We start from the raw sequence: 14,324 nt of genomic DNA, 5'->3' as shown, positions 1-14,324 counted from the left end.
ATGGGGTAAAAAGTCATTATTTGGGGTGAAATGACAAATTTTAGGGACGAAATGTCTATTTTAGGGGTAAAGATGCCTTTTTTAGGGGTGAATGTTTTTTGTTTTTTTATCCGTTTTTTTGTTTTTTTCATATCTTTGACAAAAATTTTGTTAAATGATATATAAAAATTCTACAATAGACAACTTGCATGCCATCAACAAGGGTACTATGATGGAGACTCTTGGAATAGAATATTTGGAATTGAGGGATGGTTATGTTTATGCGAGAATGTTGGTGAAGAAAGAATTATCGCAGCCGTTCGGATTTATGCACGGCGGAGCAGGTGTTGCCATGGCTGAGAGTGTTGGTGGTGTGGGTTCTGCTTTTATCGTTGGTCTCGATCATAACGAGATACGCGGACAACAGATGTCGGTCAACTATTTGAAAGTGGCTAAAGTCGATACTTATGTCTATGCCAAAGCCGAAATAATTCATAGAGGCGGAAGAACGCATGTGTGGAATATCGACTTACGTAACGAAGACGACCAACTCGTCCTCACCTGCCGCTTGACCAACTTTATCATTAGTCGCCCTTGAGAGTTAATGGCGGGTTTTGTTTATCAATCGTGTTACCGAATACCAATATTTTAACAAAATATTGTAGGATGTCATGATATGGCGTCTCTCTCTATGGGAATAATCCAATGTTACGATGAAAACGTAATAATATTACGTCTTTACGAATTGGGTAAGTAAATTATATTAATTACCTGAATATTATTTAATGTCTTTAAAATTCTGTAATGAGTTTTAAATTTATCTGTCTTGGCGTCAGATAGTTGGGTACTGCATATTGGATGTTATATACATCAGTGACCCACATGTAGGAATTTACATTATTGACCCCCAACAGGTTGAATATTTCAAGACTTATCCAGCAGTTTTTGATGTAGCTCAAAGGATTTTTTCTGTTGAAAGATGTGTTTTCTCCGATGAGCTGTTTGCTGAATCCAATGTCAACGCGACGGTAGGGTGTCATTCTTTTTATTTGCTGGTAACGTTCAGAATATGGCGGACCGAAAGGCAGCCCGGTGCCAAATATAAGTTTTAGGTTTACTTTAAATGATGGAATGAAAGGTATGTAATCTTGGAAGAAAATGGCAAAGTTGACACGCTGGTCTGATGGACGCGGTATGTTCTTTATAATGGTGTCGGAGACAAAAGAAGCACCGTTGTTGACATCGCTCTGCGAAATGATATTTCCTTTTGAATCTATGTAATATTTGATGTTTTCAGCTGTTTTCATGAATGACAGACTCGCCCAGCTTTCTATGCCTTTTACAAATTCTCCATTGAGTTTGAAGTCTATTCCCGTTGCATAACCTGTCGCCCTTTGGTCAGCATAATATCTTATCTTTATGTTGTCCACTTCGTAAGGTATTATGTCTTTGAGGTATTTGTAATAAAGTTCTGATGTCAGAACAAAAGGTCTGTCCCAAGCTTGAAAGTTGTATTCATGACCGAGCACTATCTGATATGATTTCTGAGTACTGGCATCTTGCGGTTTAACCAATGAACCGTCGAACATACGTAACTCTCTGTAAAAAGGAGATTGTACATAAACGCCTCCCGACAAACGGAATGTCATGTTTTTAATGCTTTTCGGCTTGTATGCAAATCCAATGCGTGGACTCACATTGAATTCGTTGTTATATCCCCATAAATTGGCTCTGATACCTGCCGTCAATACGAAAATGTCGTCTTTTTTACCGTAAAAAGTCCAGGCATTTTGGACATATCCGTCTATATTGTTTATACTTAACAAGTTGTGACCTGTAGAAGTACTCAAAAACTCCAATGGTGTTTGGTTGGGATTAGAACTGCCTATGCTGTCGATAGGGTGGGGAAGGCTGTACCCGGCAGAATCGACCATCTCCCATTCTTTGATTTGGTCATCGAAATACTGATGTTGAAATCTCACACCCCATTTCAGTATGTGTTCTCCATATTTGTATGCCCCCTGATGGTCTATGTTGACAACAGTGGAATAGAAGAAATTGCGGGCATGTTCTATGTAAGTTCCGATCCCCTGGTTGCTGATGACATTACCTGCCTGTTCACTGCCCATATTGGTTTCGAGTTGTCCTATCCAATATTGCCCTTGTATGTCGTAAGACTCTGATTCTATGGCTGAATATGCGGAGCCTATAAGTTTCAGATTTATGTTTTTGTTGGGACTGAAATTCAGTGTCACGGCACCTAACATGGTGTTGTAGTTGCTTACTTCCTTGCCATCGAAATAGATGGTGAGACGATATGACTCCTGTATGTTGCCGAAGTCTGTCTGCCGTGTCTCCGGTATCATGATGTAGCTGTTGCGTGAATAATAGCCGAGGGCTGATATCTCGAAACGTGGACTTATATTATATGTAAGCAGTCCTTGCACGTCGGTGAAGTTGGGCTGATAAGAGCCTTGTGTCTCCAATCCTCCGAGTATGTATTTGGTGTTTTTATATCTGGCTCCGAGTAAATAGCTGAATTTGTTGTTTGTAGTGGCGCCCTCCACATGAGCTTCTGCACCTAACATGCTTAAAGTCAATGAGGCTGCGGTCTCTTTGGGCTTCTTGTACGTTATGTCGAGAACAGATGAGAGTTTGTCACCGTATTCGGCAGAGAAACCGCCGGCAGAAAACTCTATGTTGGAGATAAGACGTGAATTGATGAAACTGAGACCTTCCTGCTGTCCGGACCCTATGAGAAAAGGTCTGTAAATCTCTATTCCGTTGACATATATGAGGTTCTCATCGAAATTGCCGCCTCTTACATTGTATTGCGAGCTTAACTCGTTGGTTGACGATACACCGGGCAGAGTCTTTACGAGATCTTCAATGCCCCCGGCGCCTGCCGATGGCAACAAAACGGCTTCCCGGGCGTTGAGTTTGGTGATGTTTTCGGATTTTATCTGTTTGTCTGATACGGTGATGTCAGGTAATGTGGTAGAAGATAGATACATCGTCACATTCATGACTCGTTTCTCACCGGCTTTGAGTATTATTTGTTTTTCAATCTGTTTGAAGCCAATAAAAGAAAAAACTATGGTCAATGTGGTGTCCGAAGGCAATGACAATTTGTAATAGCCACGTGCATCGGAAGATACTCCTATAGTAGAACCCATCACGGCAATGTTGACAAATTCTATGCCTTTGCCTTTTTCATCACTGACTTTGCCGGACAATACTCCTTCTCCTTGCCCGAACAGCATTATGGGCACCATCATTAACAATAATAACAATCCTTTTAATTTCATCAGACTACTTTTGATAATGGTTATAACGTACTTATTGATGAAATAGTATAAAAAAAGCCGCCCTGTGGAGACGGCTTAATATTTTTTATTGAAACATCTTACCAACGGTTTAAATGACCCTCTTGTGCAGCGTCAACCATGGCTTGATAAATACCTTTCTTATTAATGGTACGCAATCCGGCAGCCGAAACCTTCAATACTACCCATTCATTCCATTCCGGAACATAAAATCTTTTGATCTTCAAGTTCGGCTTGAATGTTCTCTTGGTCTTCTTATTAGAGTGAGAAACATTGTTTCCGGTAATGACTTTCTTTCCTGTTATCTGACAAATTCTTGACATGACTCTTCTATTTTTATTGTTCTATATAATCCCTCAAAATGGACTGCAAAATAACAACATTTTTTTTAATTAAGCAAGTCTATGGTTTAAAAAAATCTTAAAAAATACTTTTTAAATAGAAAAGTATTGATAATCAATTCTGTATATAAAAATGTGCACTTTTGCTTCTTTGTCGAAATTTCCTGTATAAATATCATTTCAATAAATATCGTTACTATTTTGATGGGTTGACGTAAATTTTTGTCTTTCTTTTTATTTCTTAATCTTTAAATACAAAAGTATGATAAATGTAAATATCGTTGTTCTTTTTTATACTTTTTCACATATTATTTGTTATCTTTGCCGAAAAAGATATTTAATTGTCTTATCGGCAACTATGCCGCTAAAAACACAACTATGACTGATATAACTTCTTCCAAAAGCACTGTCTTCAATGATACTCCCTTTAATCATCTTATGAGAAACAGAATTTACAGGGTGTTGATGATAGCTTCTTCTTACGATGCTTTTCTTCTTGAGGAAGACGGACGCATAGATGAACAGATATTCAATGAATATGTGTCTTTAAATTTGCGTTATCCTCCTACTTTTTTCAGAGCTTCAAGTTTTGAAGAAGCAGAAGAGATTCTTAAAGTAGAGAAAATAGATGCCATTATTGAAATGCTTAATCCTGAAGATTCTTTTTCCAATCTTTCTGCAAAACGTATAAAGACTTTGTATCCATATATTCCTGTCGTGGTACTTACGCCTTTTGTGCGGGAAAATTCTTTCGACTTGATGAATGTGGATTCTTCTGTGGTGGATTACGTGTTCGCATGGCTTGGCGATGCAAGTATTATCTTGGCAATTATAAAACTTATCGAAGATAAGATGAATGCCGATTATGACATATTGAATGTTGGGGTTCAGTGTGTTATACTTGTCGAGGACTCGGTGCGTTTTTATAGTAGCATTTTGCCGAAACTGTATCAGATTATCATACAGCAGTCGGAATCTTTTATGTCGGAGGCTCTTAATGAACATCAGAAGATGTTGCGCAAAAGAGGTCGTCCCAAAATATTTCTTGCAAAGTCTTATGAAGATGCAGTGTCGTTGTATCAGAAATATAGGAATAATCTGCTTGGCATAATATCCGATGTGTCGTATCCGCTCGATGGTGTCGTCTATGACAAGGCGGGAATAAAATTGTGTGACCTGGTAAAGAGGGATGATAAGAATACTTCGTTCATGCTGATGTCCACAGACTCCGACAATAGTTTGTATGCCAATATGTTGGAGGCTGGTTTTATAAATAAGAACTCCAATTCTTTCCTTAGGGAATTGACAGATTTTATTAAAAGGTATCTGGCATTCGGAGATTTTGTTTTCATTGATCCTAAGACTAAACACGAAGTGGCAAGAGTAAGTAATCTTCGTGATTTGCAGAAGAAGATTTTCGATATTCCGGATACTTCGTTCAGGTATCATACAGAACGCAATCATATTTCTAAATGGTTGAGAGCCAGAGCATTGTTTACTTTGGCTGATGTTTTTAGAAAATTCACTCCGGAGGACTTTGTCGATATGATAGCTGTCAAGACTTTTGTATGTGAGGTGATATCGCGTTTTCGCGCTCATGTGTCGCATGGTGTCATAGCTGAGTTTGACAGTAAGAAATATGATGATTATTATACTTTTACGAGGATAGGGCAAGGGTCGCTCGGAGGCAAGGGAAGAGGTCTGGCATTTTTGGATCAGTTGATAAAGAAAAAAGGTCTTGGAGACAAATATGAAAAAGTCAGGATAAGCATACCTCATACTATAGTCTTGTGTACCGATGTTTTCGATGAGTTTATGAGATCCAACAGTCTCTATGAGAAGGCGTTTTCCGATAATCTTACTGATGAACAGATTTTACGTTGTTTTCTCGAAGCGGAATTGCCTTACGGTATAAAAGAAGACTTGCGTACCATAGTATCAGTGATATCGAAGCCTCTTGCCGTCAGGTCGTCGAGTCTGTTGGAAGACTCATGTTATCAGCCTTTTGCCGGAGTGTATTCTACCTTTATGATACCTCTTGCAGATGGTGACGTCATGGTGGAGATGCTTCAAAAAGCTGTAAAAAGTGTTTATGCTTCTGTTTATTATCATGAAAGTAAGAGCTATATGTCAGCAACTCAAAATCTTATTGATGAAGAGAAGATGGCTGTGATAATACAGGAGGTGTGCGGCAACAGTTATGGAGACCACTTTTATCCTACCATATCCGGAGTGGGGCGTTCCATAAATTTCTATCCTGTTGAACCGGAACAGGTTGAAGACGGAGTGGTGAATCTTGCCCTCGGTCTCGGTAAACAAATTGTCGATGGCGGCAGGTCTTTGCGTTTCTCACCGCGTTATCCGCAGAAGTGTATTCAGCTGAGTAAACCGGAACTTACGATACGTGACTCGCAAAACATGTTTTATGCTTTGGATATGAAAGCGTCGGATTTTACTGCTTCTACCGATGATGCTGTAAATATAAAACACTATGACTTGTTGCAGGCTGAGGAGGATGGAACTTTGCAAATGGTGTGTTCTACTTTCGATTTTCAAGATGAACGCATATATGATGGGTACAGACCTCGAGGCATTAAACTTGTGACATTTGCCTATTATCTTAAATATGGTCAGTATCAATTGGTAGAGGCTATTGATGATGTTCTTAAAATTGGTCAGGCGGCCATGATGCGCCCTGTAGAGGTGGAATTTGCTGTGAATTTCGATCCGGATAATAAAAATGTGGCTGACTTTTATTTGCTTCAAATTCGTCCGATAAGTAATGCTTTTTCCCGTAAGGATGTTGATTTTGAAAATATTAAGGATGAAGACTTGATACTCCGTTCCGACAACACTCTCGGCAATGGTATTGTTACTGATGTTTACGATGTAATTTATGTTAAACCGCAGTCGTTTGATGCCTCCAAAACTGAAGTTATGGCAAAAACGATAAGTATGTTGAACAGCAAACTTGCAGCAGAGAAGAGGTCTTGTTTATTGATAGGACCCGGGCGTTGGGGCTCTTCGGAACCATGGTTGGGCATACCGGTGAAATGGTCCGACATATCTTCTGTCGCTGTGTTCGCGGAATCGGCACTGCCGGATTTCAGGATAGACCCGAGCCAAGGCTCTCATTTTTTCCAGAATATGACGGCTTTGGGAGTGGGGAGCTTCTCTTTGTCGCCATTTTTTGGCGATGGCTTCTATGATGTGACATTCCTCGATGCCCAGATAGCTGAATATGAAGATGACTATATTCGTCATATCCGTTTTGAACTTCCATGTGACATTGTCATGGATGGCAAAAAAAGAAAAGGAATAGTCAAAAAACCCGGTATAGTGACATCATACGACCTTGATGTGTAAGATGTTGTTTGTCATCGTTTTATTGTTGTTTTGTAAAAACGGAATAATATATTCATGAAGAAAATGAATATCTCTTTCGTTTTATGTCACAAATACGGAAACTTCTTGTGCGGAATGAACTGAAAATGTTATTTTTACATTAAGATTTATTATTGTTAGAAATCATTGATGTCCGATAAAAGTATGTATATACTTTGAATACTTTTTTCTTTCTATCATACTTTTTCAGTCTGATCGAAATTAATATCACTGAGTGACAAAATTTTTGATTGGAATATCACAATCACTTCAGAGATGTGAAACTTACGAATCAAAAAAATCTCCGTGAGTCACGGAGATTTTTTTGATTAACATGTAACGCTTTTTATGACGTCACATTGAATTAATAGTTTATTTTACAATAAATTTCTGGGTTTTGTTACCAGCTGAGATGAAGTAAACACCTGAACTTAATGAACTGACGTTGATTGTGTTAACACCGGCTTGTCCGTCGATTGTGTTGATGACTTGACCTGTAATGTTGTAGATGACGATCTTACTGTTATTGCTCAAAGTAACGTTTAGTTTTTCTGTTGCAGGGCTTGGATATACTCTCATAGTAGTATTGTTGTCTATGACTTCATTTACATCAGCAGTACCACCGAAAATGTCGTTGATGTTAAATGTGAGACCATAGTATAAGTTGTTTCCGGAATTTGATTCGTCGCCTTGTACGTAAGTTCCGGTTTCTTCATCCATCTGAACTGCGATAATCAACTGACCGTTACGTAAAACAGCTTGAGGATAAGTAAATTCTGAAAGTTGGAACATGAAGTCGGTGGTTAATTGTTTTTGGTCGCTCCATGTTGCACCGAAATCATCTGAATAAGCGGCAAACAATCTATAGAAGTGGTTTCCGTTTCCATCTTTGTTATGTTCGTTCATTGCAACCCATACTGCAACCATTTCGTTTGAAGAAGGATCCACGCAGAGGACCGGCATAGCACAAGTTCCACTGTTGTATGATCCATGTAATGTCATGTCTTCAACTAACCATTCTGTGATATCCTCACCGTTCATAATAGGTTGGTCATTTTCGTCCAATGCCGGAAGGAATCCTATATATTCATCAAACATTACTCCATCGTGGTTTGCATCGCTGAACAAATACCATGATGCATAAATGTCTTGGTAGAGATATGTCGAGTCCATTACGAATGGCTGACCTGCTTCACCTGCGATGCCTACTGCTAAAGCATTAGGATTCAAAGGCATGAGTTCACTCCAGTAAGCAACACCGCCAATACCTGGATAATATGAACCTGAACCCGGAACACCTGTTGAACCGTTGAATTCGTAAACAATGTGGAGTTTCATGTTGCTGTCCCATTGTGCAGAAACCCAACGAGGATAAAGAAAGATTATGTCAGTAAAATCTTGATCATAGCCCGGGTGAGCATAGTAAACAACCTCATCCCAAGTTTCACCATCATCTTCTGAATAGATAACTTTACCATCGCACCATGCTGAGTTTACAACAAGACTTAAACGGTTGCAACTTTCGACTGTTTCCATGAAATAGCAGTCATTTGAACTAAATGTTATGGCATGTGATGAGTTCAAATTAGGAATGATTTCGTTTTGTTTGTCCCACGTCTGACCACCGTCTTGCGAACGGAAGTAAATAATAGGCTCCGTAATTCCATCTATTTCTTGTTCACTTGCAGTTGCCATAATGTGAATGATGTCACGGTTGGCACCTGAAGTTTGAACTACAGGCCAACTTGGTGAATATGTGTTATCAAGGTAACTTACAGCCTGGTATGAATTGGGTGTAATGTTGTCTTTATCAGGAATGATATAAACACCGCAATTTGAAGCTGTGTGAGCAACTACTACGATACCGTTTTCACCGTATCTTGCGATACTGCCGAAACCGGTTTTTTCATTTTCAATACGTCCTCCGGAAGGAGTCCATACGTCATTTACAGCATCGTATGTACCAATAGCAGTACCACGAGTTGAAAAACTTTCATCAGTTGCGCATGTAAATGCGAAATTGATTTTGCCATCATCCCACATAATGGTCCAGTTACGTGAAGCAGCATTTGTTTGCCAGTCGTAAATGGTGTAGTCTAACTCACCATCTGTTCTGGTCATAGGAGTTTCACCTGCAACATATTTCAATGATTCACTTCCATTGAAAATCTGTTTTGTAGCAACATTCTTCAAAGCATCACTTTTAGATGCCATTCTTACTTGTGCGAAACCGCTGACAGCGATTGAAAGCACCAATACTAAAGTAAAGATTGTCTTTTTCATAGATAAAATTGTTAAGTGTTCAAAATTTGACTATTAATTAACTATAGCGCAAAGATAAAATATATCTTTTTAAAAAAACAATTATTTATTGAAAAATTTTGTAATGATGTCATCAAAACATATAAAGTGTATAAAATTCAATGCATTATATTTTCTGGTTCTAAATAAAAAACACAGACAAGAATTTTATTCAAGAGCAAAATTATGGAAAATCAGAAAAAAACAAAAAAGGAATTGGATAGTATAAAATATAAGTTTTGGAAATCTGATGAAAACGGAATGAAAAGAATACAACACCTTCAATATTGATTGAGCAACTGATATTGTAAAAATGTATGTAAAAATTTATCGGACATTTCGGGAGGCAATGAATAATATAATAAGTTGTATTTTAAATATGCACTATATTAACCAAGGAGTTGGGAGTGTTTTTTATAATAGATGAAATCTTAAGATCATTTTTGATAGTTTTTGGTTTTTCATTTTATTACGTTTCGTACAGGCAACCTGTTTTTAAATGCGAGTATGGAATTTTTTTGTTATCGTTAACAAAAAAATCCTAACTTTGCAGAAAAGTTAATATTATGCAACATATACCAATGGTTGACCTTGTGGGTCAATATAACAAAATCAAACCTGAAGTCGATGCGGCAATACAACAGGTTCTTTCAACAGCGGGATTTATTGGCGGTCCTTTTGTTAAAAAATTTCAAGAAGACTTGCAGAAATATCTTGATGTCAAGCATGTTATTCCATGTGCCAACGGAACGGATGCTCTTCAGGTTGCCATGATGGCTCTCGGATTGAAACCCGGTGATGAAGTCATTACTACTTCTTTTACTTTTATAGCTTCTGCCGAGGTGATAGCCTTATTGCGTCTTACTCCTGTCCTTGTCGATGTTGATATGACGACATACAACATTGATCCTATGGCTGTTGAGCGAGCCATTACCGACAGAACCAAAGCCATAGTGCCTGTCCATCTTTTCGGGCAGTGTGCCAATATGGATGCTATTCTCGATATAGCACGTCGTCATAACCTTTATGTGATAGAGGATAATGCTCAGGCAATAGGTGCTGAATATACTTTTAAAGATGGTACGGTGAAAAAATCCGGTACCATAGGCAATATAGGATGTACTTCGTTCTTTCCTTCAAAAAATCTCGGCTGCTATGGCGATGGCGGTGCAATCTTTACTGATGATGATGCTTTGGCAGAACAACTGCGAGTGGTGGTGAACCACGGTATGAAAGTGAGATATTATCATGATTATGTTGGCGTTAATTCTCGTCTTGATGCCATTCAGGCTGCAGTGCTCGATATCAAACTTGCTCATCTTGACGAATATATTAAAGCTCGTCAAAAAGTCGCTGCTTATTACGAGAAGGCTTTTGCCTGTACCGACAGGATAGTGACACCAAAAACAGCCGACTTCACTACCCATGTGTTCCATCAATATACCGTAGTCTTGAAAGATGTTGACCGTGATGGCTTGATGCAGCATCTGCAGTCAAAGGGTATCGCAAGTGCCATATATTATCCTGTGCCTCTTCATATTCAGAAAGCATACAGAGACCCTCGTTATAAGGAAGGCGATTTTCCGAATTGCGAATATCTGTGCAAACATGTGCTGGCTTTGCCTATTCATACGGAATTTACTGAAGAACAATTGGAATATGTCACTTCTTCAGTACTTGAATATCTTAGATGATAAATGCCTTGTGGCATAATCTCTAAAGTAATTTTCAAAATTAAATTGAACTCTATAAGTTGAGAATAACTTCTGGAGTTTAATTTGTATTTGTACACATTATAATTACGTATATAGACGTGATATAAAGTGATTATGTTGCAGTATATTTTAAATAAAATAATGGTTGAAACATTATTTTAGACAATCTGTTTTTATTGTTTAAAGATATCTTTGATACAACCCAAGGAGCTTAACATGTTGGATGCTTCGTAAGGAATGTAAATGGTTTTGTTGTCTTTGCCGCTTACCATTTCTTTCAAAGTCTCAATGTATTTAATAGCAATCTGATAAGAAGCCGGGTCGGCTTGTGAACCTTTTATCGATTCTGCTATTTTGAGTATAGCTTCCGCTTCGGCATTGGCTTGCAAGATTTTGGCTTGAGCCTCGCCTTCAGCCTTGAGGACTTGAGCTTCCTTGTCTGCTTTAGCCTTGTTGATTTGAGCTTCGCGTTCGCCTTCGGATTTCAGTATCATGGAAGTCTTTTCGCCTTCAGCCTTGAGTATCTTGGCACGTCTCTCGCGTTCAGCCTGCATCTGTTGTTCCATGGCATCGCGTACGCTTTCCGGAGGAGTGATGTCTTGAAGTTCCACTCTGTTGACTTTGACGCCCCATTTGTTGGTAGCCTCATCGAGTACTTCACGCAGTTTTGAGTTGATGGTATCACGCGATGTCAATGTCTCGTCGAGTTCAAGTTCGCCTATGATATTACGCAATGTCGTCTGAGTGAGCTTCTCAATGGCATTTGGAAGATTCTCTATCTCGTAAACCGATTTGAACGGGTCGGTAATTTGAAAATACAATAACGCATTGATGCGAGTGGTGACGTTATCTTTGGTGATGACGCTTTGTTCCGGGAAATCATAAACCTGCTCTCTCAGATCTATGATGTCGGAAGTCTTGATGACGGAATAACTCTCTCCTCTTGAATTGGTGATAAGGTCGCGAGTATAAACTTTTCTCGGCATGTCGATAATAGGCCAAATTATGTTGATGCCTGATGGCAATGTCCTATGGTAGCGACCGAGTCTTTCGATGATTTTTGTCTCACCTTGTCTTATGATTTTCAAGCCTGAAAGAGCGAAAACGATAACAATTAAGGCTATAAGCCCGACAATGATTAATGTACCCATATATTTAATTATTAGATGATCTTTTAACTGTTACTATAATGCTGTCTATTTTTGTAATTATGACATGAGAATCTTTATTGATGTAGCTATTGTCTTCGCTGACGGCTTTCCAGTTGTCTCCATCAACAGCAATTCTACCTTTGTTGTTTTCCGGGTCTATGGCTTCAGTTACTATAGCACTTCTTCCGATAAGGGCGTCTATACCGCTTTTGCGTTCGTTTTTGTTTTGTTTGAAAAGTTTCATGACAAAAGGCCTGATTACAACGAAAGAAAGCAGTGTAAATATTGAAAACCATAACAGTTGAATCTTAAATGAACAACCAACAGCAGCCGAAATAGCAGCTGCAATGGCTCCAAGACTGAGACATATTGCCGCAAATCCGACAGTGAAGATTTCGATAATGAACATTATCAATGCTCCTATTATCCAAAGATGCCATATTTCCATGTTTTTAGTTTTAGTGATTTTTCATTCCCATTTTATATAGCAAAAATAATATTTTTTTTAATGTGAAAAATATTTTTAAAATATAATTCAATAATAATTTCTGTTATGAGAAATGTTGTCATACATGTAAAAAAAATTTACGAATTTCTCTGTTTTTTGTATTTTTGTAGCATCATATTCTAAATATTAACATTAAAATCAAAAAAAATGGGTGGTTTCTTTGGTGTGGTATCTAAAAGAGAGTGCATAACCGATCTTTTCTATGGTACAGATTATCATTCTCATCTTGGTACTAAACGTGCCGGTATGGCTACAGTTCAAAACAATATTTTCTATCGTTCAATTCATAATATCGAGGGTACCTATTTCAGAACCAAGTTTGATTCTGAATTGACTAAATTTAAGGGTAACTTCGGAATAGGCGTTATCAGTGACACTGATTCACAACCTATAGTTGTAAATTCTCATTTGGGAAGGTTTGCTATTGTTACTGTATCCAAAATCAACAATCTTAAGGACCTTGAAAAAGAATGTCTCGATAACAAACAACATTTTGCCGAGTTGAGTCAGGGTGATACCAATCCTACAGAATTAGTCGCATTGTTGATAACTCAGGGCAAAGACTTTGTCGAAGGCATTCAGAATGTTTACAAAAAAATAAAAGGCTCATGCTCAATGTTGATACTCAACAGTGACGGTATTATTGCAGCTCGAGATCATTATGGCAGGACTCCTGTTGTTATCGGAAAGAGGGATGACGGCTATTGTGTGGCGTTTGAAAGTCACAGTTATCTTAATTTGGATTATTCCACTGAACGTTTTTTGGGTCCCGGAGAGATAGTGAAAATATCACCTCTCGGAGTGATGCAGTTGCTTCCTCCAGGCAAGAAGATGCAGATATGCTCTTTCTTGTGGATTTATTATGGATTTCCGGCAGGTAATTATGAGAATATCAATATTGAAGAAATGCGTTACAAAGGAGGATATGAGATGGGTAAGTCGGATGACGTGGAAGCCGATTATGTGGCACCTATCCCGGACTCGGGCATAGGTATGGCAATAGGATATGCTATGGGAAAAGGTATTCCTTATGAACGTCCTGTGGTGAAGTACTCTCCAACATGGTCGCGTAGTTTTATGCCGGTAAACCAGGAGATGAGAGAACATGTTGCCAAGATGAAACTTATTCCTAATAAGGCTTTGCTGGAAGGTAAACGTGTCGTGTTTTGTGATGATTCCATAGTGCGTGGCACTCAACTTCGTGACAATGTCAAAATGTTGTACGATTGTGGTGTCAAAGAAGTACATATCCGCATTAGCTGCCCTCCGTTGATCTATGGCTGCAATTTCTTGAACTTTTCTGCTTCTAAGACAGAAATGGAACTTATTACACGCCGTTGTATCCAGGAACTTGAAGGTGACCCAACCAGAAATCTTGAGGCATATTGCGATTCTTCTACAAAAGAATATGCTAAGCTCGTTGAGATGCTGCGCCGTCATATTGGTGTTGATAGTTTGAAATTTAATAAGTTGGATACAATATGCAATGCTATAGGTCTTAAAAAATGTGATGTTTGTACCCATTGTTTCGATGGATCGAGTTATGGTTATTGATATTTAAGGATATTAATTTTAAAATAGGTATTTCTTAGTAGAATAATATGGACGTCTCATTGAGA

General features: G+C 38.4%; 9 protein-coding genes. 4 read left to right on the top strand and 5 right to left on the bottom strand.

The features are described from left to right. The first annotated feature begins 154 nt into the window (after window positions 1-154). Window positions 155-577, top strand: coding sequence for a PaaI family thioesterase (locus tag ACZOVS_RS03245; protein ID WP_483995796.1), 423 nt, complete (start codon window positions 155-157; stop codon window positions 575-577). Window positions 578-770: 193 nt separating this feature from the next. On the opposite strand, the gene ACZOVS_RS03240 is transcribed toward ACZOVS_RS03245, so the two are convergent. After that, window positions 771-3,287, bottom strand: a complete 2,517-nt coding sequence (locus ACZOVS_RS03240) for a TonB-dependent receptor (protein ID WP_483995795.1) — start codon at window positions 3,285-3,287, stop codon at window positions 771-773. Between the two features lie 98 nt (window positions 3,288-3,385). Further along, window positions 3,386-3,628 carry a 50S ribosomal protein L28 gene (gene rpmB / locus ACZOVS_RS03235; RefSeq protein ID WP_483995794.1) on the bottom strand — a complete coding sequence of 81 codons (243 nt, stop codon included), beginning with the start codon at window positions 3,626-3,628 and terminating at the stop codon, window positions 3,386-3,388. A 396-nt stretch (window positions 3,629-4,024) separates the two neighbouring features. Here rpmB and ACZOVS_RS03230 point away from each other — a divergent pair, with 396 nt between their 5' ends. Beyond that, entirely contained in the window at window positions 4,025-7,012 is a 2,988-nt protein-coding gene (locus ACZOVS_RS03230) for a PEP/pyruvate-binding domain-containing protein (RefSeq protein WP_483995793.1), read from the top strand. A 390-nt stretch (window positions 7,013-7,402) separates the two neighbouring features. Here the strand turns inward: ACZOVS_RS03230 and ACZOVS_RS03225 are convergent, their stop codons facing one another. After that, complete coding sequence (locus tag ACZOVS_RS03225) at window positions 7,403-9,313, bottom strand: T9SS type A sorting domain-containing protein (protein WP_483995792.1); 1,911 nt, start codon at window positions 9,311-9,313, stop codon at window positions 7,403-7,405. Between the two features lie 584 nt (window positions 9,314-9,897). Between ACZOVS_RS03225 and ACZOVS_RS03220 the strand changes: the two genes are divergently transcribed. Continuing rightward, a complete protein-coding gene (locus tag ACZOVS_RS03220; RefSeq protein WP_483995791.1) occupies window positions 9,898-11,025 on the top strand; it encodes a DegT/DnrJ/EryC1/StrS family aminotransferase in 1,128 nt (375 codons plus the stop codon). A gap of 194 nt (window positions 11,026-11,219) precedes the next feature. On the opposite strand, the gene ACZOVS_RS03215 is transcribed toward ACZOVS_RS03220, so the two are convergent. Next, window positions 11,220-12,197 (bottom strand): SPFH domain-containing protein, encoded by a 978-nt coding sequence (locus tag ACZOVS_RS03215; protein WP_483995790.1) that lies wholly within the window; start codon window positions 12,195-12,197, stop codon window positions 11,220-11,222. A gap of 4 nt (window positions 12,198-12,201) precedes the next feature. Next, window positions 12,202-12,645 (bottom strand): NfeD family protein, encoded by a 444-nt coding sequence (locus ACZOVS_RS03210; protein WP_483995789.1) that lies wholly within the window; start codon window positions 12,643-12,645, stop codon window positions 12,202-12,204. 207 nt (window positions 12,646-12,852) lie between these two features. Between ACZOVS_RS03210 and ACZOVS_RS03205 the strand changes: the two genes are divergently transcribed. Continuing rightward, on the top strand, window positions 12,853-14,259 hold the full coding sequence (locus ACZOVS_RS03205) for an amidophosphoribosyltransferase (protein ID WP_483995788.1): 1,407 nt from the start codon (window positions 12,853-12,855) through the stop codon (window positions 14,257-14,259). Window positions 14,260-14,324: the final 65 nt, after the last annotated feature.

Source organism: Candidatus Limimorpha avicola, assembly GCF_056978975.1.
Note: the sequence above shows the minus strand (reverse complement) of the source record. Positions and strands in the feature narration are given on the sequence as shown.

Bases quoted from the DNA above. Each gene is read 5' to 3' on its own strand.
- ACZOVS_RS03245 (WP_483995796.1), top strand. From the start codon at position 155: ATGATATATAAAAATTCTACAATAGACAACTTGCATGCCATCAACAAG.
- ACZOVS_RS03240 (WP_483995795.1), bottom strand. From the start codon at position 3,287: ATGAAATTAAAAGGATTGTTATTATTGTTAATGATGGTGCCCATAATG.
- rpmB (WP_483995794.1), bottom strand. From the start codon at position 3,628: ATGTCAAGAATTTGTCAGATAACAGGAAAGAAAGTCATTACCGGAAAC.
- ACZOVS_RS03230 (WP_483995793.1), top strand. From the start codon at position 4,025: ATGACTGATATAACTTCTTCCAAAAGCACTGTCTTCAATGATACTCCC.
- ACZOVS_RS03225 (WP_483995792.1), bottom strand. From the start codon at position 9,313: ATGAAAAAGACAATCTTTACTTTAGTATTGGTGCTTTCAATCGCTGTC.
- ACZOVS_RS03220 (WP_483995791.1), top strand. From the start codon at position 9,898: ATGCAACATATACCAATGGTTGACCTTGTGGGTCAATATAACAAAATC.
- ACZOVS_RS03215 (WP_483995790.1), bottom strand. From the start codon at position 12,197: ATGGGTACATTAATCATTGTCGGGCTTATAGCCTTAATTGTTATCGTT.
- ACZOVS_RS03210 (WP_483995789.1), bottom strand. From the start codon at position 12,645: ATGGAAATATGGCATCTTTGGATAATAGGAGCATTGATAATGTTCATT.
- ACZOVS_RS03205 (WP_483995788.1), top strand. From the start codon at position 12,853: ATGGGTGGTTTCTTTGGTGTGGTATCTAAAAGAGAGTGCATAACCGAT.